29 protein-coding genes are annotated in these 24,336 nt (G+C 58.7%); 19 read left to right on the top strand and 10 right to left on the bottom strand.

From position 1 onward, the window contains the following. Window positions 1-9 precede the first annotated feature (9 nt). Both ACZ9BB_RS06440 and dapA read right to left on the bottom strand, forming a co-directional pair. Window positions 10-396, bottom strand: coding sequence for a DUF2784 domain-containing protein (locus ACZ9BB_RS06440; protein ID WP_476213027.1), 387 nt, complete (start codon window positions 394-396; stop codon window positions 10-12). Window positions 397-456: 60 nt separating this feature from the next. Then, window positions 457-1,332: a 4-hydroxy-tetrahydrodipicolinate synthase gene (dapA, locus tag ACZ9BB_RS06445; RefSeq protein ID WP_476213028.1), complete on the bottom strand. Its 876-nt coding sequence runs from the start codon at window positions 1,330-1,332 to the stop codon at window positions 457-459. Window positions 1,333-1,717: 385 nt separating this feature from the next. Here dapA and ACZ9BB_RS06450 point away from each other — a divergent pair, with 385 nt between their 5' ends. The 4 genes from ACZ9BB_RS06450 to ACZ9BB_RS06465 all read left to right on the top strand — a co-directional run bounded on the left by ACZ9BB_RS06450 (window position 1,718) and on the right by ACZ9BB_RS06465 (window position 4,084). Continuing rightward, window positions 1,718-2,416 carry an AzlC family ABC transporter permease gene (locus ACZ9BB_RS06450; RefSeq protein ID WP_476213029.1) on the top strand — a complete coding sequence of 233 codons (699 nt, stop codon included), beginning with the start codon at window positions 1,718-1,720 and terminating at the stop codon, window positions 2,414-2,416. Then, window positions 2,416-2,727 (top strand): AzlD domain-containing protein, encoded by a 312-nt coding sequence (locus tag ACZ9BB_RS06455; protein WP_198537178.1) that lies wholly within the window; start codon window positions 2,416-2,418, stop codon window positions 2,725-2,727. Before ACZ9BB_RS06450 ends, ACZ9BB_RS06455 begins: the two co-directional genes overlap by 1 nt. Before the next feature lie 68 nt (window positions 2,728-2,795). Next, window positions 2,796-2,954, top strand: coding sequence for a hypothetical protein (locus tag ACZ9BB_RS06460; RefSeq protein ID WP_476213030.1), 159 nt, complete (start codon window positions 2,796-2,798; stop codon window positions 2,952-2,954). Between the two features lie 230 nt (window positions 2,955-3,184). Beyond that, entirely contained in the window at window positions 3,185-4,084 is a 900-nt protein-coding gene (locus ACZ9BB_RS06465; RefSeq protein WP_476213031.1) for a polysaccharide deacetylase family protein, read from the top strand. A 186-nt stretch (window positions 4,085-4,270) separates the two neighbouring features. On the opposite strand, the gene ACZ9BB_RS06470 is transcribed toward ACZ9BB_RS06465, so the two are convergent. Further along, window positions 4,271-5,158, bottom strand: coding sequence for a LysR family transcriptional regulator (locus ACZ9BB_RS06470; protein WP_476213032.1), 888 nt, complete (start codon window positions 5,156-5,158; stop codon window positions 4,271-4,273). Between the two features lie 127 nt (window positions 5,159-5,285). On the opposite strand from ACZ9BB_RS06470, the gene ACZ9BB_RS06475 reads away from it, so the two are divergent. From ACZ9BB_RS06475 to ACZ9BB_RS06515, 9 genes are all read left to right on the top strand, one after another. Then, window positions 5,286-6,434 carry a muconate cycloisomerase family protein gene (locus ACZ9BB_RS06475; RefSeq protein WP_476213033.1) on the top strand — a complete coding sequence of 383 codons (1,149 nt, stop codon included), beginning with the start codon at window positions 5,286-5,288 and terminating at the stop codon, window positions 6,432-6,434. A gap of 10 nt (window positions 6,435-6,444) precedes the next feature. Next, the gene (catC, locus tag ACZ9BB_RS06480; RefSeq protein ID WP_123335597.1) at window positions 6,445-6,735 is read left to right on the top strand and encodes a muconolactone Delta-isomerase; all 291 of its coding nucleotides are present in this window, start codon (window positions 6,445-6,447) and stop codon (window positions 6,733-6,735) included. Between the two features lie 51 nt (window positions 6,736-6,786). Further along, entirely contained in the window at window positions 6,787-7,716 is a 930-nt protein-coding gene (gene catA / locus ACZ9BB_RS06485) for a catechol 1,2-dioxygenase (protein WP_476213034.1), read from the top strand. 118 nt (window positions 7,717-7,834) lie between these two features. After that, window positions 7,835-8,794 carry an AraC family transcriptional regulator gene (locus ACZ9BB_RS06490; protein ID WP_476213035.1) on the top strand — a complete coding sequence of 320 codons (960 nt, stop codon included), beginning with the start codon at window positions 7,835-7,837 and terminating at the stop codon, window positions 8,792-8,794. A gap of 297 nt (window positions 8,795-9,091) precedes the next feature. Further along, a complete protein-coding gene (benA, locus tag ACZ9BB_RS06495) occupies window positions 9,092-10,456 on the top strand; it encodes a benzoate 1,2-dioxygenase large subunit (protein WP_476213036.1) in 1,365 nt (454 codons plus the stop codon). Then, a complete protein-coding gene (benB, locus tag ACZ9BB_RS06500) occupies window positions 10,453-10,941 on the top strand; it encodes a benzoate 1,2-dioxygenase small subunit (RefSeq protein ID WP_476213037.1) in 489 nt (162 codons plus the stop codon). Before benA ends, benB begins: the two co-directional genes overlap by 4 nt. A gap of 10 nt (window positions 10,942-10,951) precedes the next feature. Then, a complete protein-coding gene (gene benC / locus ACZ9BB_RS06505) occupies window positions 10,952-11,965 on the top strand; it encodes a benzoate 1,2-dioxygenase electron transfer component BenC (RefSeq protein ID WP_476213038.1) in 1,014 nt (337 codons plus the stop codon). A gap of 228 nt (window positions 11,966-12,193) precedes the next feature. Further along, entirely contained in the window at window positions 12,194-12,967 is a 774-nt protein-coding gene (locus ACZ9BB_RS06510; RefSeq protein WP_476213039.1) for a 1,6-dihydroxycyclohexa-2,4-diene-1-carboxylate dehydrogenase, read from the top strand. A gap of 40 nt (window positions 12,968-13,007) precedes the next feature. Further along, the gene (locus ACZ9BB_RS06515) at window positions 13,008-13,700 is read left to right on the top strand and encodes an alpha/beta hydrolase (protein WP_476213040.1); all 693 of its coding nucleotides are present in this window, start codon (window positions 13,008-13,010) and stop codon (window positions 13,698-13,700) included. 18 nt (window positions 13,701-13,718) lie between these two features. Here the strand turns inward: ACZ9BB_RS06515 and ACZ9BB_RS06520 are convergent, their stop codons facing one another. Next, on the bottom strand, window positions 13,719-14,081 hold the full coding sequence (locus tag ACZ9BB_RS06520; RefSeq protein ID WP_476218225.1) for an NUDIX hydrolase: 363 nt from the start codon (window positions 14,079-14,081) through the stop codon (window positions 13,719-13,721). A gap of 221 nt (window positions 14,082-14,302) precedes the next feature. Here ACZ9BB_RS06520 and ACZ9BB_RS06525 point away from each other — a divergent pair, with 221 nt between their 5' ends. Further along, complete coding sequence (locus tag ACZ9BB_RS06525; protein WP_476213041.1) at window positions 14,303-14,521, top strand: DUF2188 domain-containing protein; 219 nt, start codon at window positions 14,303-14,305, stop codon at window positions 14,519-14,521. Between the two features lie 72 nt (window positions 14,522-14,593). On the opposite strand, the gene osmE is transcribed toward ACZ9BB_RS06525, so the two are convergent. Both osmE and ACZ9BB_RS06535 read right to left on the bottom strand, forming a co-directional pair. After that, window positions 14,594-14,962, bottom strand: coding sequence for an osmotically-inducible lipoprotein OsmE (gene osmE / locus ACZ9BB_RS06530; protein WP_476213042.1), 369 nt, complete (start codon window positions 14,960-14,962; stop codon window positions 14,594-14,596). 11 nt (window positions 14,963-14,973) lie between these two features. Beyond that, entirely contained in the window at window positions 14,974-15,213 is a 240-nt protein-coding gene (locus ACZ9BB_RS06535; RefSeq protein ID WP_476213043.1) for a hypothetical protein, read from the bottom strand. 91 nt (window positions 15,214-15,304) lie between these two features. Here ACZ9BB_RS06535 and ACZ9BB_RS06540 point away from each other — a divergent pair, with 91 nt between their 5' ends. Together ACZ9BB_RS06540 and ACZ9BB_RS06545 are read left to right on the top strand one after the other, a co-directional pair. After that, window positions 15,305-16,531, top strand: a complete 1,227-nt coding sequence (locus ACZ9BB_RS06540) for an RtcB family protein (protein WP_476213044.1) — start codon at window positions 15,305-15,307, stop codon at window positions 16,529-16,531. Between the two features lie 101 nt (window positions 16,532-16,632). Next, window positions 16,633-16,869, top strand: coding sequence for a hypothetical protein (locus ACZ9BB_RS06545; protein ID WP_476213045.1), 237 nt, complete (start codon window positions 16,633-16,635; stop codon window positions 16,867-16,869). Between the two features lie 338 nt (window positions 16,870-17,207). Here the strand turns inward: ACZ9BB_RS06545 and ACZ9BB_RS06550 are convergent, their stop codons facing one another. Further along, a complete protein-coding gene (locus tag ACZ9BB_RS06550; protein ID WP_476213046.1) occupies window positions 17,208-17,402 on the bottom strand; it encodes a hypothetical protein in 195 nt (64 codons plus the stop codon). Window positions 17,403-17,580: 178 nt separating this feature from the next. Between ACZ9BB_RS06550 and ACZ9BB_RS06555 the strand changes: the two genes are divergently transcribed. Beyond that, on the top strand, window positions 17,581-17,775 hold the full coding sequence (locus ACZ9BB_RS06555; protein ID WP_476213047.1) for a hypothetical protein: 195 nt from the start codon (window positions 17,581-17,583) through the stop codon (window positions 17,773-17,775). A 686-nt stretch (window positions 17,776-18,461) separates the two neighbouring features. After that, window positions 18,462-18,716, top strand: coding sequence for a hypothetical protein (locus ACZ9BB_RS06560; RefSeq protein ID WP_476213048.1), 255 nt, complete (start codon window positions 18,462-18,464; stop codon window positions 18,714-18,716). A gap of 168 nt (window positions 18,717-18,884) precedes the next feature. Here ACZ9BB_RS06560 and ACZ9BB_RS06565 read toward each other — a convergent pair whose 3' ends face one another. The 3 genes from ACZ9BB_RS06565 to ydiJ form a co-directional block, all read right to left on the bottom strand. Then, window positions 18,885-19,301: a CBS domain-containing protein gene (locus ACZ9BB_RS06565; protein ID WP_476213049.1), complete on the bottom strand. Its 417-nt coding sequence runs from the start codon at window positions 19,299-19,301 to the stop codon at window positions 18,885-18,887. A 139-nt stretch (window positions 19,302-19,440) separates the two neighbouring features. Beyond that, the gene (locus ACZ9BB_RS06570) at window positions 19,441-20,130 is read right to left on the bottom strand and encodes an SOS response-associated peptidase family protein (RefSeq protein WP_476213050.1); all 690 of its coding nucleotides are present in this window, start codon (window positions 20,128-20,130) and stop codon (window positions 19,441-19,443) included. 82 nt (window positions 20,131-20,212) lie between these two features. Further along, entirely contained in the window at window positions 20,213-23,278 is a 3,066-nt protein-coding gene (gene ydiJ, locus ACZ9BB_RS06575) for a D-2-hydroxyglutarate dehydrogenase YdiJ (RefSeq protein ID WP_476213051.1), read from the bottom strand. 150 nt (window positions 23,279-23,428) lie between these two features. Between ydiJ and ACZ9BB_RS06580 the strand changes: the two genes are divergently transcribed. Next, entirely contained in the window at window positions 23,429-24,331 is a 903-nt protein-coding gene (locus tag ACZ9BB_RS06580; protein WP_476213052.1) for a LysR substrate-binding domain-containing protein, read from the top strand. Window positions 24,332-24,336 lie beyond the last annotated feature (5 nt).

Here is a 24,336-nt window from a genome sequence, read left to right on the forward strand (position 1 = left end):
CCAGGCGGGTCATTGCCCTGAACGACTCGGATGGCGCAATTTCCATAAGCGGATCAGCCGCAGGTAGATCAGCACGTTGAGTGCCAGCACCACGCTGCCCAACGCCAGTTGAATCATGGGTGTCAGCCCGGCCGGATAAATAATCGGCCACACGTAATGTTCGATAAAACCGCCGCCATAGCCGGTTTGCCCGGCGGCGTGGCGCATGCGGTTTTCCCACTCGGTGAGTGGGCACGTCAGGTGGAACACTTCCACGATCACGCCCCACGCGGCGGCGGGCAGGTGCCACCAGATCAGGCGGTGCCATTTGAGCACCAGCAGCCCGCCGAACAGCACGAACAGAATGAACAACAAGTGAGACAGCACCAGCCCGTCGGCGGCGATTCGGTAAAGCATGTCGATTCCCTGACGCGTTATGTGAATCGCTCCATGGTACTCGGGCTGGGTGCTTGTGCTCTATCGATTGCTGTTTTCAAGCACTGCCAATACTTCCTTCAAACGCTCCACCGTGGCTTCGCTGCTGCGTTGCATCGGCGCTCGCAGCTCGTCGTGGATCAACCCTTCAAGGGCCAGGGCGGTTTTCACCGGGGCGGGGTTGGGTTCGATGAACAGGCTGTGAATCAGTCGCAGCAACTGGAAGAAGGTCGTTCGGCCGGCCGCTAACTGGTTGTCGCGAATCTGTTGATACAGCGTCACGAACAGCTCGGGATGAACATGGGCCGAGGCGGCAATCGCGCCTTTGGCACCCAGGCATAGCGCGCCGAAGATCTGGTTGTCTTCACCGCACAGCACATCGACTTTGCCGCTGGAAAGCAGCGCGAAGGTGGTGGCCGGGTTGCCGCCGCAGTCCTTGATCGCGACGATCCGCTCGTGGGCGACGATCCTCAGCAGGGTCGCCTGCTCGAAGGCAATGCCGGTGCGATAGGGGATGTCGTAGAGAATCACCGGGACGCTAGACGCATCGGCGACGGTTTTGAAAAAGGCTTCGAGGCCGGCCTGGGAAGGGCGGATGTAGTACGGCGGCGGAACCAGCAAGCCCGCCAGGGGACGTTTCAGGATTTCGCTTTGAAAATGCAGCAACTCGCTGAGGTTGTTGCCGGCCAGGCCCATGACCACGCGCTCTGGCGGAACCTGTTCCAGCACCGCATCGAGTACGGCCAGTTGCTCGTGTTTGCCCAGCGCCGCGGCTTCCCCGGTGGTGCCGCAGACCACTATGCCATCGACGCCTTTTTCCAGCAGATGACTGACCAGCCGCCGCAACCCGGCGAAGTCGATCGCGCCATTGTGAAACGGCGTAACGATGGGAACCCAGATACCTTGAAACGATGACATGCACTTTCTCCTGAAGGTTGACCGATGTCGTCACCGTCAGAAGCGTAGAAGGAAGTCAGCAAGAGGAGGGGTGTCCGTCGCGCTCAATGTCCTGTCAGCTCATCTGACGGGACAGCGCGCCCCGGTCACATGAGCGACTGTTTCTTCGATTTAGGGGCGTGCGCAACGCAACCTTGTGCCTTGGCATTCAAGCCAATGACGACAGTGTTGAAGTTGAAGGTTGCGGACATGCTTGCTTACACCCTGAATGAGGCGCCCAGTTTTAAAAGCTGACGGGGTATTTGTCAATCGTGAAATCACGCTTCTGGCAAGTGCGCAAGATTGTTCAAGCGTTGGGCCACGACTGCTGGCACAGTCTGGGCTCTTTCCTTGGTTGTAGAGCGTTATGTCCAATTCACTCATGCCGCGCAGTGCGTTCCTTCGTGGCGCCGCGGCCATCATGCCGTTGTCCCTGGCGACCGCGCCCTGGGGATTGCTGGCCGGTTCCATGGCCATCGAGGCCAATCTCACGCCCCTGCAAGGCCAGGGGTTATCAAGCATTGTGTTTGCCGGCGCGGCGCAATTGGTCGCCATCGGCATGCTCAAGGGCGGCGCCGGAGTCTTTTCGATTCTGTTGACCACGTTGCTGCTGACGTCCCAGCATTTGCTTTACGCAATGAGCATGCGCTCGGTGATTTCTCCGTTACCGGGCCGCTGGCGCGTGGGGCTGGGCTTTTTGCTCACCGATGAGCTGTTCGCCCTGACCAGCCAGCATGACAAACAGCAGTTCAATCGCTGGTACGCCCTGGGCGTGGGCCTGACGTTTTACATCGCGTGGAACCTCTTCACCCTGGCGGGCATTGTGCTGGGCAGCAGCATTCCGGGCCTTGAACACCTGGGGTTGGACTTCTCCATCGCGGCGACGTTTATCGCCTTGATCACGCCGGTGGTGCGCAACGTTCCGACGGTGGTCTGCGTGGCGGTCTCACTGTTCTGTTCGGTGCTGTTCAGTTATTGGCAATGGGGCTCGGCGCTGGTGTTGTCGGGGCTGGCGGGCATGACCGCAGGCTTTATCTGCAACAAACTCTATGTGGGGCGCACATGATGGTCTGGGCAGTAATTATCGGGATGGGCCTGCTGGTATTCCTTAACCGCTACGTATTTCTTGAGCCGCGACTGCCGGTGCGCTTGAGCAGCAATGCCCGGCAATTCCTCGGTTTCGCGGTGCCGGGTATGCTCACGGCGATCTGTGGGCCGATCGTATTCATGCCCGACAAGCAATTGAACCTGCAATGGGACAACCCGTACCTGATCAGTTCACTGGTGGCCGTGGGCCTGGTGCTTTACACCCGCAATACCTTGCTCAGCATGTTATTGAGCATGGGCTTCTTCTTTTTTCTGCGGTGGTGGCTCTGAGTCGTCTCATCCGAAACTGTTCTACGCTTAAAAAAAGATGACTGATCCTTTGAGGAAGGGAGGTGGACATGACCACTGAACCAAAGCGTCCGGACCCGGATGAGGACATCGATGAGCCGACGGAGGAAGAGCTTGAGCAGCAGAGGCGTTCGACGCCGGACTGGAAGCATCCTGATGACGGTAAAGAACTGTCGGACCGCGACCAGGAGCGACCGTTGAAGCCCTGATCGGCTTGCATAAACCCAAAACCAAAAGCCCCGCCATGGATAGCGGGGCTTTTTGGTTTGTGCCTGCTGAAATGAAATCAATCGACTGTAGGCATGGGCGCTGGAACCAAACACTGTGTACCCTTATCCAACCTCGGCTCGCAGTGCTTTGCGGGCCGATCGAGGGATGAATGGGCGAGGGGTTTTTGCCATTAAACGTGATGACCGCAAGGTCTGGCCCAAGGCAAAACATGAAGCAGTTGATCAAGGTTTTATTCGCGTGCGCCATCGCCGTAGGCTTGCTTGGCTGCATCGCCGCACCCATTGAAATGACGCCGCAGACGCAACAGCGTTTGCGCGCGCAAGCGCCGATCCGCTTTCTGCTGACTTTCGACGACGGGCCTAGCGCGTCCGGTTTTTACAACCCGACCGTCACCGTACTCGACAGCCTGGCGCGTAATCCGCTGCAATCGGACATCAAAGCCGTGTTTTTCGTGCAGACCCGTGCATCAGGAGCCGGCGGCAGTGAAACGGGCCGACAGATCATGCGTCGCGAACAGACTGAAGGTCACCTGTTGGGCTTCCACACCGCCACGCCCCGGCACACCAACCATCGCTCCCTGGACCCGCAAGAACTGGAACAGTCGCTTGCCAACGGCAGCGCAGACATTGCCAGCATCACGGGTACTGCGCCGAACCTGGTGCGCCCGCCATTCTGGAACTACGACAAGCGCACTTTTGCGGCCTATCAACAACATGGCATGCACGTACTGCTGACCGACCTGAGCGCCAATGACGGCAAGATCTGGGGGTTCAACGCCAGCCCCCGTCGACGGGCCAATATGCTGCGGCAGCTGTCCGTAGTCCGCGAGCGCATCGCCCGCGGCGAGTTGCCAACGGTGGACGGGGTGATTCCGGTGGTGGTGACCTTCCACGATCTCAACCGCTACACCGCCCGGCATACCCGCGAATACCTGCAAATTCTGCTCGACAGTGCCCGTGCCACGGGGTTGGTCACCGCGCAGAAAGCGTTTTACGACGATACGTCAGCGCTGCAGCGCGCGGCCATGGCGCGTACAGTCCGTGACAGTTCTGAAGCGGTTGAGTTACCGGGCATCTGGAATTGGTTGTGGGACGGGGATTCTCACTGAGCCTGCGTTCGCCCTGTAGCAGCTGTCGAGCCCCAGCGAGGCTGCGTTCGGCTGCTCAGCAGTCGTGAACCCGGCTAACGCGGTCTGCCTGACATACCGCAATCTCTGATTTTACGACTGCTTCGCAGCCGAACGCAGCCTCGCAGGCTCGACAGCTGCTACAGATTGCATTACGGCTTAATGTAATTAGCTGTCGCGCGGCAGCAGGTCATCGATCATTTGCAAACAATGATTCAACCCCGGCGATACATCGCCCACGCGCCTGCTGAGGATGATTGGCGAGGTGGCGTTGTCTTCCAGCACCGGAGTGAAGCCAATGTCGTCGCGGTGCAGTAATTGCACTGAGGCTGGCACCAACGTGACCCCGATTCCCGCTCCCACCAGGCCAATCGCCGTTTGCAGCTCGTTGGTCCATTGCGCGACGTTGATGTGCACCCCATAGGATTCGAACAGCGCGATCACATGATCGGCATAACTGGGGCGCGGGTTGCCGGGGTAGAGCACAAAGGGTTCTTTCGCCAGTTCGCGCAGGCTGATGGGCCTGGCGAGCAGTGGATGGCCGGCGGGCAGGGCGGCGACCAGTCGATCTTCGGTGAGTACAGTCTGGAGGATGGCCGGGTCGTCGATGCGGATTCGCCCGAAGCCGATATCGATGCGCCCGGCCTTGAGCGCCTGCACCTGTTGCAACGTGGTCATTTCGGAGAGCCCCAACTCCAGCGCCAGAGGCTCGCCGCTGCGCAGTCGGCGAATCAGTTCCGGTAGCACGCCATAGAGTGTCGAGGGCGCAAAGCCGATGCCCAACCAGGTTTTTTCGCCCAGGCCGATCCGCCGTGTGTTGTCGCACACCTTGCCCAATTGTTCGAGCAGGGCGGTGGAATGTTCATGGAAAAACCGCCCGGCGTCGGTCAGCTTCAGCGGTCGGCCGCGATCGAGCAGCAGCACCCCGAGTTCGTCTTCCAGCTGCTGGATCTGCCGGCTCAGCGGTGGTTGGGCGATGTGCAGCAGTTCGGCGGCGCGGGTGAAGTTGAGGGTTTGAGCCAGCACCTGAAAATACCGCAGGTGACGCAGTTCCATGAGGCCTCCGGACGTTGATCTGTTGAATACCTTTAAGGTATCGAGCCAGACCAATTCTATATTGGCCGCCCGGAAAAAGCCGTACGAGAATCCGTTTCAGAACTTCAAGAACCTGACGGGTATCGACATGCGTGCAACTGCCATTGAATCGATCGAGACGATCATCGTCGATCTGCCGACCATTCGCCCGCACAAGCTGGCGATGCATACGATGCAGAACCAGACCCTGGTGATCATTCGCGTGCGCTGTGCCGATGGCATAGAAGGTGTCGGTGAGGCGACCACCATTGGCGGTCTGGCCTACGGCAACGAAAGCCCCGAAAGCATCAAGACCAACATCGACAAACACTTCGCGCCCCTGCTGATTGGCCAGGACAGCGGCAATGTGAATGCCGCGATGTTGCGCCTGGAGCGCAGCATTCGTGGCAACACGTTCGCCAAATCGGGTATGGAAAGCGCCTTGCTCGACGCTCAGGGCAAACGCCTTGGCCTGCCGGTCAGCGAGTTGTTGGGCGGTCGGGTTCGCGATGCGTTGCCGGTGGCGTGGACCCTGGCCAGCGGCGACACCGACAAGGACATCGCCGAAGCGGAAAAGATGCTCGACCTGCGTCGCCACCGGATCTTCAAACTGAAGATTGGTGCTGGCGAGGTCAACCGCGACCTGGCCCACGTCATTGCGATCAAAAAGGCCTTGGGCGATCGCGCCAGTGTGCGGGTCGATGTCAACCAGGCCTGGGACGAAGCAGTCGCTCTGCGGGCCTGCCGGATCCTTGGCACCAACGGCATCGACCTGATCGAGCAACCGATCTCGCGCAATAACCGCGCCGGCATGGTGCGCCTGAATGCCATGAGCCCGGCGCCGATCATGGCCGATGAATCCATCGAGTGTGTAGAGGACGCCTTCAACCTGGCACGCGAGGGTGCCGCTTCGGTATTCGCCCTGAAAATCGCCAAGAACGGCGGCCCCCGCGCCGTGCTGCGTACCGCCGCGATTGCCGAGGCGGCCGGTATTGGCCTGTACGGCGGCACCATGCTCGAAGGCGGTATCGGCACGTTGGCCTCGGCCCATGCCTTCCTCACGCTCAACACGCTGAGCTGGGATACCGAGCTGTTCGGCCCGCTGCTGCTCACCGAAGATATCCTCCGCGAGCCCTTGGTCTACCGCGATTTCCACCTGCACGTCCCGCAGACACCGGGGCTGGGTCTGAATTTGGATGAAGAGCGCCTGGCGTTTTTCCGTCGGGACAAAATATCCACTGCCGTTCATCAAGCCTGAGGAGGGCATCATGCTGTTTCACGTAAAAATGACCGTGAATTTACCGGTCGACATGAACCCCGAACGCGCCGCTCAGCTCAAGGCCGACGAAAAAGCCCTGGCCCAGCGCCTGCAACAGCAAGGCAAGTGGCGCCATCTGTGGCGCATCGCCGGGCTCTATGCCAATTACAGCGTGTTCGATGTCGACAGCGTTCAGGAACTGCACGACCTGCTGATGCAATTGCCGCTGTACCCGTACATGGCCATCGAGGTCGACGCGATGTGCCGGCATCCTTCTTCGATTCATGAGGATGACCGCTAAGCCCGCGCTGTTTAGTTCGCTACGCTAATAATTACAAGATGAGGATCCACCATGAACGTAAAGATTTCCCACACCGCCAGTGTCCAGAAGTTTCTCGAAGAGGCCAGCGGTCTGCTCAACGAAGCCGGCGATCCACGGGTCAAGGCGCTGGTTTACCGCATCCTGCGCGATTCGGTGAACATCATCGAAGACCTGGCCGTGACCCCGGAAGAATTCTGGAAAGCCGTCAATTACCTCAACGTGCTGGGCGCGCGGCAGGAGGCCGGTCTGTTGGTTGCAGGGCTCGGTCTTGAGCATTACCTCGACCTGCTGATGGATGCCGAAGACGAGCAGGCCGGCAAATCCGGCGGCACCCCACGGACCATCGAAGGCCCGCTGTATGTGGCCGGTGCGCCGCTGTCGAACGGCGAAGCGCGGCTGGATGATGGCGTCGATCCGGGCGTGGTGTTGTTCATGCAGGGCCAGGTGCGCAACACCGCCGGTGAACCGCTGGCCGGTGCGGTGGTGGATGTCTGGCACGCCAATACCGGCGGCACCTATTCCTATTTCGATACCGCTCAATCGGAATTCAACCTGCGCCGCCGGATCGTCACCGATGCCGAGGGCCGGTACCGTTTTCGCAGCATCGTGCCGTCGGGCTATGGCTGCCCGCCGGACGGTCCGACCCAGCAATTGCTCGATCAACTGGGCCGTCACGGTCAGCGGCCGGCGCACATTCACTTCTTCATTTCGGCGCCGGATCATCGTCACCTGACCACCCAGATCAACCTTGACGGCGACCAGTACCTGCATGACGATTTCGCCTACGCCACCCGTGACGAGTTGATCGCCAAAATCACCTTCAGCGACGATCCGCAACGTGCGGCGGCCCATGGTGTGAGCGGTCGTTTTGCCGAAATCGACTTCGACTTCACGCTGCAGTCGTCCGCCCAGCCTGAGGAGCAGCAACGCCACGAGCGAGTGCGTGCGCTTGAGGACTGACGACACCAGAAGCTGACCCCGGCCACGAGATAACCGACCGTTTATCTCGTGGCCTTTTGCGTCACGGTCAGTGCCCTGGAATGGCGACGCAACCGATAACAACAATGAGAGTGATCCGATGATGCAAGCGCAGTTGTTGAGTCATCGCAGCAGAGTCTTCGACCACGCCGACCCCTACGCCGTGTCGGGCTACGTCAATCAGCATGTTGGCAATCATTGCCTGCTGATGCCTCGAGCTGGCCGGCCGCTGGCCAGCCTCGATCACCGCAAGTTCGCCAGCCTTGACCTGTGCCGCATCAGTTACGGCGCCAGTGTGCGGGTTACCTCAGGCGCGCTGGACAGCATCTATCACTTGCAAGTGCTGCTGCGTGGCCATTGCCTGTGGCGCGGCCATGGTCAGGAACACTACTTCGCGCCCGGCGAATTGCTGCTGATCAACCCTGACGATCCTGTCGATCTGACGTACTCCAACGACTGCGAAAAATTCATCCTGAAAGTCCCCACCCGGCTGTTGGAATCGGTGTGCGAGGAGCAGCGCTGGCGGTATCCGGGGCAGGGCGTGCGGTTCCTGGAGAACCGTTATCAGCTCAATGAACTGGAAGGTTTCGTCGGTCTGCTGGCGATGATTTGCCAGGAAGCCGAGGCCACCGAGCAGATTCCCCGCGTGCAGGAGCACTATGCGCAAATCGTTGTCAGCAAGATGCTCGGGCTGATGAAAACCAACGTCATGCGCACCGATCCCGGCTCACCCTCGGCCACGTTCGAGGCGCTTGTCGATTACATCGCATGCAACCTCAAACAGGACATCGACAGCGAAGAACTGGCGCGCCAGGCACGGATGAGCCTGCGTTCGCTGTACGGGCTGTTCGAACGCAACGCGGGGGACACGCCGAAAAACTACATCCGGCAGAAAAAGCTCGAACGCATTCACGCCAACCTGAGCGACCCGACCTGCAACGTGCGCAACGTCACGGAAGTGGCCATGGATTACGGCTTTCTGCACCTGGGCCGGTTCTCCGACAGTTACCGCAAACAGTTTGGCGAATTGCCGTCGGATACCCTCAAACGTCGCCACTGAATAGGTTGCGATAAATAACCTGTGGCGAGGGAGCTTGCTTGTGGCGAGGGGGCTTGCCCCCGTTCGGCTGCGCAGCAGTCGTAAATCCTGCCGATGCGGTGTGCCTGACAGAATGCCGGGGGCCGCTTCGCGACCCGACGGGGCGATGCGGCGTTCCGACAAGCCCCCTCGCCACAGGTCCGCCATCGCATCACCTGCTGCACAAAACGGATACAAGTCTGCAACCGGCGGATAGTCCGCCCCATCCCCGCGTCCTAGCATGGCCCTACCTGAATAAAAACAATGGAGGCGGCGGCCATGTCCCTGCGACCCGAATACCTTCACTCCCTGCTTGAAGACGACAAAGAACAAGGCATCTACCGCTGCAAGCGCGAGATGTTCACCGACCCGCGGCTGTTCGATCTCGAGATGGAACACATCTTCGAAGGCAACTGGCTGTACCTGGCCCATGAAAGCCAGATCCCCAACGTCAACGATTTCTACACTACCACCATGGGGCGTCAGTCGATCTTCATCGCGCGCAACAAGGACGGTGAGTTGAACGCCTTTATCAATGCGTGCAGCCACCGTGGGGCGATGCTCTGCCGGCACAAGACCGGTAACAAGAGTTCCTACACCTGCCCATTCCACGGCTGGACGTTCAACAACTCCGGCAAGTTGCTCAAGGTCAAGGATCCGGCGGCGGCCGGCTACCCGGCGAGCTTCAACTGCGAAGGCTCCCATGACCTGACCAAAGTCGCGCGTTTCGAGTCTTATCGCGGCTTCCTGTTCGGCAGCCTCAAGGCCGACGTGGTGCCACTGGTTGAACACCTGGGCGAGTCGGCGAAGATCATCGACATGATCGTCGACCAGTCCGCCGATGGCCTGGAGGTGCTGCGCGGCTCCTCCAGTTACATCTACGAAGGCAATTGGAAACTCACCGCCGAAAACGGTGCCGACGGTTACCACGTCAGCTCGGTGCACTGGAACTACGCAGCCACCCAGAACCAGCGCAAACAGCGCGAGGCCGGTGATTGCAACCCGACCATGAGTGCCGGCAGTTGGGCCAAGCAGGGCGGCGGTTTCTATTCCTTCGACAAGGGCCACATGCTGCTCTGGACTCGTTGGGCTAACCCCGAGGACCGTCCGCTGTACGAGCGTCGCGATGAGTTGGCCCGGGATTTCGGCAAGGCTCGCGCCGACTGGATGATCGAGAACTCGCGCAACCTGTGCCTGTACCCGAACGTGTACCTGATGGACCAGTTCAGTTCGCAGATCCGCATCGCGCGGCCGATCTCGGTCAACCGCACCGAAATCACCATTTATTGCATCGCCCCCAAAGGCGAAAGCGATCACGCCCGGTCGAGCCGCATTCGTCAGTACGAAGATTTCTTCAACGTCAGCGGCATGGCCACCCCGGATGACCTGGAAGAATTTCGCTCTTGCCAGACCGGTTATCAGGGCAGCGTCACCACCTGGAACGACATGTCCCGTGGCGCCGAACATTGGGTCGAAGGCGCCGATGATGCGGCCAAGGAAATCGACCTGCATCCGCTGCTCAGCGGCGTGCGCACTGAAGACGAAGGCCTGTTCGTGCTGCAACACAAATATTGGCAGCAGACCATGCTCAAGGCCTTGGCTGCTGAACAGTCCGAATTGATTGCAGTGGAGGCCGTGCAATGACCATCACCTATGACGCCGTGCGCGATTTTCTCTACCGCGAAGCACGCTACCTCGACGACAAGCAATGGGACAGCTGGCTGGAGTTGTACGCACCGGACGCGACATTCTGGATGCCGTCCTGGGACGACAACGACGAGCTGACTGAAGACCCGCAGCGGGAAATCTCGTTGATCTGGTACGGCAACCGCACCGGCCTGGAAGACCGCATCTTCCGCATCAAGACTGAACGTTCCAGCGCCAGCGTGCCGGACACCCGCACCTCGCACAATCTCAGCAACATCGAGCTGCTCGAACAGGCCGACGGGCTGTGCAAGGTGCGCTTCAACTGGCACACCCTGAGCTTTCGCTACAAGACCGTCGACAGCTATTTCGGCAGCAGTTTCTACACCCTCGATGTACGCGGTGAGAACCCGTTGATCAAGGCCAAGAAAGTGATCCTGAAGAACGACTACGTTCGTCAGGTCATCGATGTCTACCACCTCTGAGGCGGCCGTCATGACTCATTCCATTGCATTCAATTTCGAAGATGGCGTCACCCGGTTCATCGACGCCAACGCCGGCGAAACCGTGGCCGATGCCGCGTATCGCCAGGGCATCAATATTCCACTGGACTGCCGTGACGGCGCTTGCGGCACCTGCAAATGCTTCGCCGAGGCCGGCCGCTATGATTTGGGCGAGGAGTACATCGAAGATGCGCTCAGCGCCGACGAAGCGCAGCAGGGTTTTGTGCTGACTTGCCAGATGCGTGCGCAGAGCGATTGCGTGGTGCGGGTGCCAGTGTCGTCGGATGTCTGCCGCACCCGGCAGGCCAGCTACGATGCGACCATCAGCGCCGTGCGTCAGCTGTCCGACAGCACCATCTCACTGTCGATCAAAGGCGAGGCCTTGAGCAAACTGGCGTTCCTGCCGGGGCAGTATGTGAACCTCGGAGTGCCCGGCAGCGAGCAGACTCGGGCTTATTCGTTCAGCTCGTTGCAGCGTGACGGTGAAGTCAGTTTTCTGATTCGCAACGTGCCCGGCGGCTTGATGAGCAGTTTCCTGACCGGCATGGCCAAGGCCGGCGACAGCATGAGCCTGGCCGGACCGTTGGGCAGCTTCTATTTGCGCGACATCCGCCGTCCGTTGCTGCTGTTGGCGGGTGGTACCGGCCTGGCGCCGTTTACCGCGATGCTGGAAAAAATCGCCGAGCAGGGCAGTGAGCATCCGCTGCATTTGATCTACGGCGTCACCAACGATTTCGACCTGGTGGAACTCGATCGACTGGAAGCCTTCGCCGCACGAATCCCGAACTTCAGCTTCAGTGCCTGCGTGGCCAATCCCGACAGCCGGCACCCGCTCAAAGGCTACGTGACCCAACACATCGAACCTCGGCATTTGAACGAAGGTGACGTCGATGTCTATCTGTGTGGCCCGCCGCCAATGGTCGAGGCGGTCAGCCAGTTCATTCGCGATCAAGGCATTGCGCCGGTGAACTTCTACTACGAGAAATTTGCCGCCAGCGCGGCCTGAGTGAAGAAATCCTGATGCTTGTTGGTTAAGAAGATTTCAAGTCATACAAAATTTTGTGGCGAGGGAGCTTGCTCCCGCTCGAGTGCGCAGCACTCGAAAAAAGGTAGTTGTTGCCAGAATTTTGGGGCCGCTACGCAGCCCAGCGCGAGCAAGCTCGCTCGCCACGGAAGATAGTTCGGCCAGGCATCAGCGATTACCCGTAAAAACAAGCTTCGGCATGAGGTGCCTATGAACAGATTCCACGAAAAAATCGCGCTGATTACCGGTGCCGCCCAGGGCATCGGCCGGCGCGTGGCTGAACGCATGGCCGCCGAAGGTGCGCGGTTGATTCTGGTCGACCGCTCCGATCTGGTGTTCGAACTCCAGAAGGAATTGGGGCAGAGCAGCCAGGTACTTGCCCTGACTGCCGACCTTGAGCAATACAGTGAATGCAGCCGCGTGATGCGCACCGCTGTCGAGCGCTTTGGGCGCCTCGATGTGCTGGTCAACAACGTTGGCGGTACGATTTGGACCAAGCCTTTCGAGCACTATGAAGAGTCGCAGATCGAAGCCGAAGTCCGCCGTTCGTTGTTCCCGACGCTGTGGTGTTGCCATGCCGCGTTGCCGTTCATGCTCGAACAAGGCAGTGGCGCCATCGTCAACGTTTCGTCCATCGCCACCCGCAGCGTCAATCGCGTGCCCTACGGCGCGGCGAAGGGCGGGGTCAATGCGCTGACCGCGTGCCTGGCGTTCGAAACGGCCGGTCGTGGCGTGCGGGTCAATGCAACCGCCCCCGGTGGTACCGAAGCACCGCCGCGGCTGATCCCGCGCAACACCGCGGAACAAAGCGCTCAGGAAAAGCTGTGGTATCAGCAGATTGTCGACCAGACCCTCGACAGCAGTTTGATGAAGCGCTACGGCACCCTGGATGAGCAGGCAAGCGCTATCCTGTTTCTGGCCAGCGACGAAGCCTCCTACATCACCGGCATGGTCATGCCGGTCGGTGGCGGCGATTTGGGCTGACAGGTTTGCAACACACCCTCCATGAACGGGAGTCATCCTGATGAGCGACAAACCCACCATTGTGCTGGTCCATGGTTTTTGGGGCGGTGCCGCCCACTGGAACAAGGTCATCGCCGAACTGATCCACAAGGGCTATACGAACATCCGTGCGGTCGAGATACCGCTGACTTCCCTGGCCGACGACGCGCTGCGCACTCGTAAAATGATCGCCCAGGTGTCGGGGCCGGTGTTGCTGGTGGGGCATTCCTATGGCGGCGCGGTGATCACCGAGGCCGGCGATCAACCGAATGTCGTGGGGCTGGTGTACATCGCCGCGTTTGCCCCGGACGTCGGCGAAAGTCCCGCGAGCATTACGCAACAGCATCCACCGGCGGCGGCCGCGAACCTGGCCCCTGACAGCGACGGCTATTTGTGGGTCAAGCCTGAGCTTTATCACGAAAGCTTCTGTCAGGATCTGCCCGCCATCGACGGGTTGGTCATGGGCATCACCCAGAAAGCACCGTTGGCCAGCACATTTGGCGACACCCTCAACACGGTGGCGTGGAAGAACAAACCGTCGTGGTATCAGGTCTCTGCCTACGACCGGATGATCGCGCCGCACAACCAGCAATCGATGGCGGTGCGGCTGAACGCCCGGGAGATTCTGACCCTGAACGCCAGCCATGCATCGCTGGCCTCGATGCCGGCGGAGATTGCCGCGTTCATCGACAAGGCTGCCACCGCACTGGCCTGAGCCGGGCTTCTGTGCGATCTACAAGCGACGCTGAAACGCTTTGACGATTCTGAGCGTGGCGTCGGTTGTGTTCAGGTTGTGGACGGCGTCCAGCGGATACCAGATGCAGTCGAAGATTTCATTCTGTGGCCGAGCGTCTGCCAGGTTCACGACCGACGCCTCGTACACATGGTGCCGGGTGCTGACCGTATCCCACTCCATCAGGTACAGCAGGCCGTCGACCTCAAGCCCCGTTTCTTCGTAGAGTTCTCGTGTGGCCGCACCCGCGGCGGTTTCGCCAGGCTCGATTTTTCCGCCGGGCAGGGTCCAGCGACTCCTGGCTTTGCGCACCAGAAGAATATGCCGATCCTGCTCGCAAATAACGGTTGCGCGTACTTTCATGATGACCCGACTGCCACTTGTCATAAAACAGTCATAAAAATGCAATATTCAGACCGAAACTCGTAAAGGTGTCTGCTTCAAGGGTTGGAGTCGATCGGGCAGTTGAAAGTGCAATGTAACGCCGGAATCCTGACGCGACGTCTGGTTGGCACTTCAATGAAGGTCGGGTGTAAGGTAATCAGGTCGAATCCTGAATTATCACAGCCGAAAAGGAGGTGACTATGAACGTTCCGATGCTGACCAAGATGCACATGAACGGTTATGACGTACTTCGCGTGAGCAATGGCCCTTGGCGGGTATGCACCAAAGGTGACCGACTTGGCGCCTTTTCCAGCAAAGAGGAAGCACTGGCTTATGCGGCTTCGCTTCCTGCCTACAGGGCCCAGTCGGGAAGATCATCGCGCAGCCATAAATCAGAAAGCCACAAATCAGACAAATAGCGCACTTGAAACCCCGGTTCGCCGGGGCTTTGTAGCGTGTAGCAGCTGCCGAGCCTGCGAGGCTGCTACACGTCAATAACCACCGCCCATTCCGCCCATCCCGCCGGTGGAGGGGGAGTATTCCCGGGCTTTTTGTTGGACGTGACTCCATTCCGCGCACGTCATGAAGCTTTTGTGGTCGACCTTGTCTCTGTAGTCGAAACTGACGTTGTACGGCTGCTGATGACCGGCCTGATTCAGCTTGTAATCAAAGCAGGTGCCGGGCTCCACCGTGCGAGCGGTTATCGATAGCGGCTTGCCGCCAATCTGCTGGACTTGATCCTTGGTCATGCCGGTTTCGACCTTGGCGACCAACGGTTGGTCTCGATAGATATGTGATTCGGTGTTGCAACCCGCTGACGCCGCCAGCACGGCAATCAGCGCGCATAGAGGCTTGTTCATGACAACGCTCTCTAGTGAGCTTTCGTTCGAGTGATAGTCTTTGCTTTCACTTCTTCAGCATAGCCTGCCAGTCGCTCTTCATCGCCCTGGAACAACGCGCACAGCCTTAGCGTGGCTTCTGCGTCTACATCATTTCCGGCCTGGCGCAACTGCTCTGCGATACGCAAAAGCTCTACCGCCGACCACCTCAGATCCGACGCTACGCCTTGCAGGTCACGCCGAAGTTGCTGTTCATATTCGTTAAGCCACATGATGACCTCCTGCAATTCCCCGCTACGAAATAGTAATCCCATTTACCTCAATGGAGCGTTATGTTCGTCTGATCCGAAGAGGGTCGAAATTATGCAGCAACCTGCCTACCAACTGCTGGAAGTCGCCAACGGCAAGCCGGTCAAACTCTGGACCGAAGGTGTGCCGGTTGAAAGCGAAGCCCGGCAGCAATTGATCAACATCGCGAAGATGCCGTTCATCTTCAAGCACCTGGCGGTGATGCCGGACGTGCATCTGGGCAAGGGGTCCACCATCGGTAGCGTGATCCCGACCGTGGGCGCGATCATTCCGGCGGCCGTGGGCGTGGACATCGGCTGCGGCATGATCGCCGCGCGCACGTCACTGACCGCCGCCGACTTGCCGGACAACCTGCACGGCCTGCGCACGGCCATCGAGAAGGCGGTGCCCCATGGCCGCACGTTGGGCCGTGGCCGTCGCGATGAAGGTGCCTGGAACCATGTTCCACAACAGGCCGATCAGGCCTGGGCGGCGCTGAATCCTCGGTTCAAGGCGATCACCGACAAGTACCCGAAACTCGCCAGTACCAACAACCGTCAGCACCTGGGAACCCTCGGCACCGGTAATCACTTCATCGAGGTCTGCCTGGACGAGGCCGACCGCGTCTGGTTCATGCTGCACAGCGGTTCTCGCGGTGTTGGCAACGCCATCGGCACCCTGTTCATCCAATTGGCCCAGGCTGACATGCGCGAGCACATCGCCAATCTGCCGGACCGCGATCTGGCTTACTTCAAGGAGGGCAGCCGGCACTTCGATGACTACGTCGAAGCGGTGGGCTGGGCGCAGGACTTTGCCCGGCAGAACCGTGCCTTGATGATGCAGGCGGTGATTCACGCGGCGCGACAGGTGATCCGCAAACCCTTCGAGGTCGCGCTGGAGGCGGTGAACTGCCACCACAACTACGTGCAGAAAGAGCGGCACTTTGGCGAGGACATCCTGGTCACCCGCAAGGGCGCGGTGTCGGCGAAGAAGGGCGAACTGGGGATCATTCCCGGCTCCATGGGGGCCAAAAGCTTTATCGTTCGCGGCCTCGGCAACGAGCAATCGTTCTGCTCCTGCAGCCACGGCGCCGGTCGCACCATGAGCCGCACCAAGGCCAAAAACACGTTCACCGTCGCAGACCAGATCCGCGCGACCGCTCACGTGGAATGCCGCAAGGACGCTGCAGTCATCGATGAGATTCCAATGGCCTACAAGGACATCGACAAGGTCATGTATGCCCAGCGTGATCTGGTGGAAGTGCTGCACACCTTGCGTCAGGTGGTGTGCGTGAAGGGGTAGGGATGGAAGGTACTTCCACTGGTCGGGAAAATTAACGCGAGTGAACAGCTCTGCTGTCGTATTGAGGGAGTGATTTATTCGCTGGGGCGAGGCTATCTCAAATGACGACTACCGATGATTTCAGACACCATGCGCATGAGCTGATCGTTGACCTGGATGCGGCAACCACGGAAATGATGAAACTGATTTCGGCCCGTCAGTTGAGCGGCGCGGAGTGGGAGCGGGTCACGAAATGGCAGCATGAAGCGTACGAGCGATGGATGACGTATCTGAACGCGGGGTCGTATCCCGATTCCGGCTCGAGGGCCGAGCCGGGGCAGGGTGAGGCGCCCCTATAAGACGCTCGGCGTCCACTGGATGCCTGCGCAGGTACAGGCTACATTTTCCGTGCGCAAGGTTGTACGAGATTTTTTGTAGATCACTTAAAAATAGTGTGGTTATTTAATGGCTTAGAGAGTTTTGTAACTGGATGGTGAGTCAAAATATCTTGTTACAGGTCATGCTATTGGGTAATATCGCCCCGCGTTCACCACCACGGTTTATGCATTTTTAAAGCCCAGGCGTCCATCAGCTGCCTGGGCTTTTTTTTTGTCTGGAATTGGCTGATTGCTTACGAACACGCTGCCGGCAGAGTGCCAGCAGCGCGGATGTATGAAAGCGATTTTGATGCCGGTCGTTATTTGGCCGGATCAGCTTTGCGCCGATCACTGCCAGCAGGGTTTCCGGTGTTTAGAAGCCTTCTTTCTACCAGGACATTTTGCAAGGCCTGGCGTGCCGAAGGGTCAAGCTGGTGTTCTCGCTCCTTGAGTTCAAGCAAGATGGGGTTTGACCAACCACGATAGGTTTGCTCTGAAATATGAGTAGAGGTCATCTATCTCTCCTTTGATGAGTCGCCCGACAACACAGTGGGCGAAGTCCTGTGCGGTAAAAATCCTAGTCCAGGAAACGGCTTGTCGCCAGCCAAAGGCATGCCGATCATCCTGAGCGGCGCGGGTTGCTCGCGATTCGGGCGTAAACTAATGGTGCTACCTCATCAAAAGGAGCCGCATATGATCGCCGACCAAATGAACAAACGGGTGTCGGAGCAAAGCGTCGTTTGGGATCAATACTTCTGTGCCGCGTTAATTGCCGAAAGCAATCTGACGGCACCGGTGGTAGGAGAAGCCACCCATGAAGACAGACAGAACCTGTTAATCCAAAGGGCCAAAGCGCTCGCCGACAAAATGCTGGAAAACAGAAGATAACCAACAGCCCAGCCATTGCGCTGGGCTCTTCATGTATGGGCTCCGTCACCACTGGCGGGGCGAGTGGATTGCTTGGGATTTTTTTGCAGGCGCGGCCTGAGCTCCCAGGTCATGGATCGTCTACAGTTGGTAATTCATGGACAAGGAGATCGAACATGAAGTGCTTAATTTGTCAGGCTGCCGCTAAAGCTGTTCACGCGGCAGGAGACTGGTCAGAGGTCGAATGTTCGGCCGGATGTGGACGATTCAGGGTCTCGGCGAACCTTGTTGCGAAGATGAAATTCAGGAACGAATTCTTTGACATCGAACGGACAAGACAATGGCTTCGGATGTCTCGCCATGACGAACCGGTGCCGTTGATTTCTACTTATGATTACAGCGTTTCCTTACTGGACCGCAACACCGAGGAGAGGTCGGTCATTGCGCCGGTTCGCTCCAGGCAATCGTTGGCTTCGGAGTAGATAGAGGTCTGCCTCACCGCAGTGAGGTCGCGCTATCGTTTGCGTATATCCCCGGTTTACTTTCAGCCAAGGTGACTAACGGTCACCTTGGTTTGTAGCAGCTGTCGATCGCACTTGCGCCGATACCTGTAAAAAACAAGCAACCTCCATGGATCGCCCCTGTCGATATCAACATGCCCCCGCTATTCGTCACCCTAAGCGTTATGGCGGGATCAGGAGGTGGCCATGAATTGTCCGTTGTGTGGAAACACTAATGCGCTGGAAGATCTTTCGTTCGGAGGTGGGGTACGCATTCATTGCGAACCGTGTGGTGGGTTCTATCGAATTTCATCAACCCTGAACACCTTGGCTGAAGGCAAGACCTATGACACCGAGCGCGCTCGAGCCCGATTGAAAAAGAAACGTGAAACGAACAAATCGGAGGATCAGGATCCGGCGTTAGGACCGGAGGACAAAGACCTGCTCGTCGAGTTGGCATGACGTGCCGCGCAATGAGCCTGCGATCCGGCGGATGATGCGGCGAGCCAACTGAAGGGGTCGCCTGACCCGCAAACCGGTGTTCGACCGGGACGCCAGGCCAGGCGAGCGTGCCAGATCCATGGGCGCTTTAATCCTGATGAACGCTTGAATGTCTCATTATCCAACCGGCTAATGATGAGCCTGTGCCACACCGCTCAAAACAGTCGCCGCGGCGGACTGGGATCGAGTGCTGGCAATGTTCCCCAACGACACCACGCCAACCAGGCGCTTGTCTCGGTTGAGCACTGGCAGGCGACGGAGTTGTACGTCGGCCATGTTTTTTGCCACATGCTCGATGTCTTCATCCTCAAAGCAATAGCGGATGCCGCCACTCATTATTTTACTGATCGGGGTTTTGCCGGCGAGCCCTTCGGCTACAGCTCTAATGGCTATATCCCGGTCCGTGATCATGCCCACCAGACGCTCTTGCTCTTCCACCATGATGGCGCCGCTATCGATCCTGGCCATCATGCTTGCTGCTTCCTGGATCGTCTGGCTTGGCTTGGCGGTTAACACATCTTTCGTCATAACTTCCCAAATCTTCATGGAAAGACTCCTTTTAAAGTGAATGCCTCAATGATTAATGGCTGCCAATTTTTTCGACTTGGGAGGGACAGTGCAGGTTCAGATTGTTTTAGCTCCACTCGTCATGATGGCGGGCTGATAAGGCAGCGTCGGGGTGGAGTCATGGATGCGGGCCGCTGATGGGCCTGATCAGGTTTCGTCCTTGGTTGTGCACATTGCCAATCGCCTGGTCGACCTTGAACCACTCGAACGCCTCGGTCGGTTCCCCCGACAGCATGAGTTGTTCGGCGCGATTTTTCGGTGTAGCCGGATCCAGCCATTCCCAGGCCAGCTCGGCAGTGAGCGTCACTGGCCGACGGTCGTGAATATCCACCATACCGCCCTGGCTGTCGGCGGTGATGATCACAAAGCCGTCATGCTCGTCCGGTTCGTGTTCGTACCTTGGATATTGGCCAATCGCGGCGCACAGGATCGGCGTGCGATCCTTGTGACGGATGAGGTAGGGCTGCTTCTTCGGGCCGCCCTCGTAAACCCATTCAAACCAGTTATCGATGGCAATAATTGCCCGGTGCAGCCATATCGCCTTGAAAAACGGGTCGTGGGCGACTTTCTCCACTCGCGCATTAATCGGCGTCGCGCCATCCTTGGCCCAAAGCGGCCGCCATCCCCAGCGCACCCTGTCGGCGTGCAGATAGCCGCTTTCCTGGTGCAACAGGGCAAGCTGAGTCGACGGCGCGGCGTTGTAGAGTTCAAGCGGTTGATCGCCGACATTGTTGATCAGAGGGGTGGGCATGCTCAGCGCTGCGACGAAATCGTGAATGCCTCGATACTGCGAAAGTCGACCGCACATGATCAGGTCCTCCGGCTGTATTTTTTCAGCGTAGACCACCCCTTGGTTACTGATTGCCAAAGCCTTGTCCCGAGGGACACTGTCATTCGTTTTTCGAACGCTCGCGTTCGGTTAAATGGCCCAGAAGAGCCTGGAGCGGATGCAGCACAACCTGGCCATCCAGTCGTTTAACCTGGCTTCGGCACGAATATCCATCGGCGACCAATCGACCTGCGGCGCCGAATTTTGTCACCAGCGGCTGCCACGACTGACCATAAATGACCGTGGAGGTCTGGATGTTCCGGGTTTCGTGTCCATAGGTTCCAGACATCCCGCAACAGCCGCTCGCCAAGACCTCAAGCTTGAGCCCCAGTCGCTCGAAAACCTGTTGCCACAGGCCGACGCTGGCCGGCTCATTGGTTTTTTCAGTGCAGTGAGGGAGAAATTGATAAGCCTGCGCAACAGGATCCGTCGCTTGCCGGGGCAGGGTATTGGCGAGCCATTCCTGGGGCAGGAGTACGGTCGGCGCCTCTTCACTTGCCAGCGTTTTGCTGTATTCCTGGCGATACACCAGGGTCATCGCCGGATCCAGCCCCACCAGCGGCACGCCATACTGCTGCAATGTGCGCAGTGACTGTGCGTTGAAACGAGCGGCCCGCTCGAACGCCCCCAGGAAACCCTGCACCTGCAATGGTTTGCCATTGGGTGCAAACGGCGCGAGGTAGACCTGATAACCCAGCCGGGCGATCAATTCCATCCAGTCTGCCGCCACGCGGGTTTCGAAGTAACGAGTGAACGCATCCTGGACCAGAATCACACTGCGCTGGCGCTGCTCGGCCGTCAAAGCCTCCAGGCGCTGCGTGGTGGCGATGCGAACGTTCCAGCGCTCACACACCGCGCGAAAATCCATCCCACTGAGCAGCGGACTGTCGACCATGCCCACCACATGCTCAAGCACATAGCGCGTGGGTTTGGCGCTCATTACCGCGTTGTACAACGATGGAAAACGAGCGAGCCACGGGATGCTGAACTCGAGGGAACCGATCAGGTAGTCCTTCAACGGGCGCAGGTAACGCCCATGGTAAAGCTCCAGAAAACGCGAGCGAAACTCAGGAACGTTGACCTTCACCGGGCACTGGCCCGCGCAGGATTTGCAGGCCAGGCAGCCCGTCATGGCGTCATAGACCTCGTGAGAAAAATCCTGTTGCCCCCATTTCATGGCCAGCGTGTTTTTGGCTCGAAGGATAAAACTGCTCAGGTGGCTGGCGCTGCGCATGCGTTTGCTCACGTCCAGCACGTCCAGGCCTTTTTCGCCCTGCAGACGCAGCCATTCGCGAATCAATGAGGCGCGTCCTTTCGGCGAGTGGATTCGGTTGCGCGTCGCTTTCCACGACGGGCACATGGCATCGTCCGGGTCGAAGTTGTAACAGGCGCCGTTGCCGTTGCAGTGAACGGCGCTCTCGTAGCTGCGCCACACCCGCTCGTCAATGGTGCGGTCGAGCGCACCCCGCAGTTCGACCTCGTCCACTCGGGTCAACTGTGCTGTCGGTTGAGTCGCCGGCGTTGCAATCTTGCCGGGGTTCAATTGATTGAACGGATCGAATGCGGCCTTGAGCGCTTGCAGCGAAGGGTAAAGCTCGCCGAAGTAGTCCGGCACATATTGGGAGCGCAATCCCTTGCCATGTTCGCCCCACAGCAGCCCGCCGTACTTGCGGGTCAACGCTGCCACGGCATCGGAAACAGGGCGGATCAAGGCGGCGTGAGCAGGGTCTTTCATGTCCAGGATAGGCCTTACGTGCAACACCCCGGCATCCACATGGCCGAACATTCCGTACTCAAGCCCGTAGCTATCCAGCAACGCGCGGAACTCCAGAATGAAGTCGGCCAGGTTCTCCGGTGGCACGGCTGTATCCTCGACAAACGGCTGCGGCCGGGCCTCGCCCTTGACGTTACCGAGTAGCCCGACAGCGCGCTTGCGCATCGCATAAATGCGTTTTACCGCTTCTGCGCCGGTCGCCAGTGTATGGCCCAGGCGCAGCACCGAGGTGTCCGTTTGCAGATGCTCGACAAAGTCATGCACCTCTTGCTCTAGCGCGGTGGGGTCATCGCCGCTGAACTCGATAAGGTTGATCCCCAGCGTCGGTGTGCCCGGGTCCGTGGGAAAGTATTCGGCCACGCCATGCCAGACGATGTCTTTCATCGCCAGCATCAGCACTTTGGAATCCACCGTCTCGATGGACAAGGGATTGAGAGCCATGAGCGCCTTGGCATCGCGCAACGCGTCCATGAAACCTGCGTAACGCACGTTGACCAGGATCGAGTGCCGGGGAATCGGCAATACGTTCAGCTTGGCCTCGACCACGAAACCCAGCGAACCTTCCGAGCCGCATAACACGCTGTTCAGGTTGAAACGCCCATCGGCCTCTTGCAGATGAGCCAGGTCATAGCCCGTCAGGCAGCGGTTGAGCTTGGGGAAGGTGGTCGCAATCAACTCAGACTGGCTGTTCGAAATCTCACTGGCGCAGCGGTAAACCTCGCCAATCCGGTCAGTGCGCGACATCTCACCTTTCAGGCTGCCGCCATCCAATGCCTGGCTGTCGAGCAGGTTGCCACCCAATAGCACCGTAGACAGCTCAAGGACGTGATCCCGGGTTTTGCCATACGTGCAACTGCCTTGCCCGCTGGCATCGGTATTGATCATTCCACCGATCGTCGCTCGATTGGAGGTCGATAATTCCGGCGCGAAGAACAGGCCGTGGGGTTTGAGTGCCGCGTTCAACTGGTCCTTCACCACGCCACTTTGCACGCGCACCCAGCGTGCCTCGACGTTGATCTCGAGGATGGTGTTCATATGGCGCGACAGGTCGACGACGATCCCGTTCGTCAGTGATTGACCGTTAGTGCCCGTTCCGCCGCCTCTTGGCGTCAGCACAATGCGCTGATGAGCGGGGAGTGCGGCCAGGCGAGTGAGTAACTGGACATCGCCGGTATCCATCGGGAAAACGGCGGCTTGGGGCAACCGCTGATAAATCGAGTTATCGGTGGCCAATACGGTTCGTGAACCATGGTCCCAGACGATTTCTCCGCGAAAGCCTTGTTGCTTGAGATCGCTCAGGAAATGCTCGTAGTGTGCAGGTTGCTGATTATCGGTGTTTAAAAGGGCAATCACGGCGGGTGTTCCTGAGCGAGTTTTTTATATTCAGAGGATGCATGCATGGCGCATCATCCAAACGGCCGGTTTGAGCCGCTGTGCTAGATTTTGCTTATTCCTGCCCCTTTAACAAACGTAATTCCTGCAGCATTAGCATGAGCTTTATGAATGAACCCGCGAAAACTTACCCCGTCCATGTCGTTACTGGTCGCTTTTGAAGCCGCCGCCCGACATTGCAGTTTCACCCGCGCGGCCGATGAGCTGGCGCTGACGCAGAGTGCCGTCAGTCGGCAGGTGCAAACCCTTGAGTCGTTGTTGGAAGTCCCGCTGTTCAAGCGCGAAGGGCGACGAATCGAACTGACCGCGGCCGGTGCGCTGTATCAGCATGAGTTGGCCGCTGCGTTGAGCCGTATTCGCAGTGCAACCCTGCAAACCATCGCCTTCAACTCTCAGAGCGGAACACTGCACCTGGCGGTGCTGCCCACGTTTGGTTCGAAATGGCTATTGCCGCGCCTGAAGGATTTCTATGCCGGGCACCCGGGCATTCAGGTGCACATCCATTCGCGCATCGTTCATTCCGATTTGTCATCGGCTGCCAGCGAGATGAACGCCATTATCTTCGCAGGCACCGGCAACTGGCCGGGCTACATCACCCATGAACTGGTAGCCGAAGAGCTGATTGTGATTGCCAGTCCCGAAGCCGTATCTGCACAGGCGTCGATAGAGCCGATCGAGATTGCCAGGCACACGTTGCTGAGTGTCGTGACCCGACCCCATGCGTGGTCGGAGTGGTTCGAAAAAAAGGGCCTGGACCACAGGGCCATGCGCCCGGGCCCCAGTTTCGAACTCACCTCACATTTGATCCAGGCGGTTGTCGCCGGGATTGGCGTCGGGCTCGTGCCTCGAATCCTGGTGCAGGATGAAATTGATAACGGCGACCTGATCGAGCTGTTCGAGCCTATCAGCAGCGACCGAAGCTATTACCTCGCTTATCAACACCGGTATCAGAACCTGCCTTCTCTGGTGGCGTTCAGAGAGTGGCTGCTGGGCTTGCCTTTGCCCGGGCGCTGAACGGC

It is taken from the genome of Pseudomonas sp. TE3552 (genome assembly GCF_056278945.1).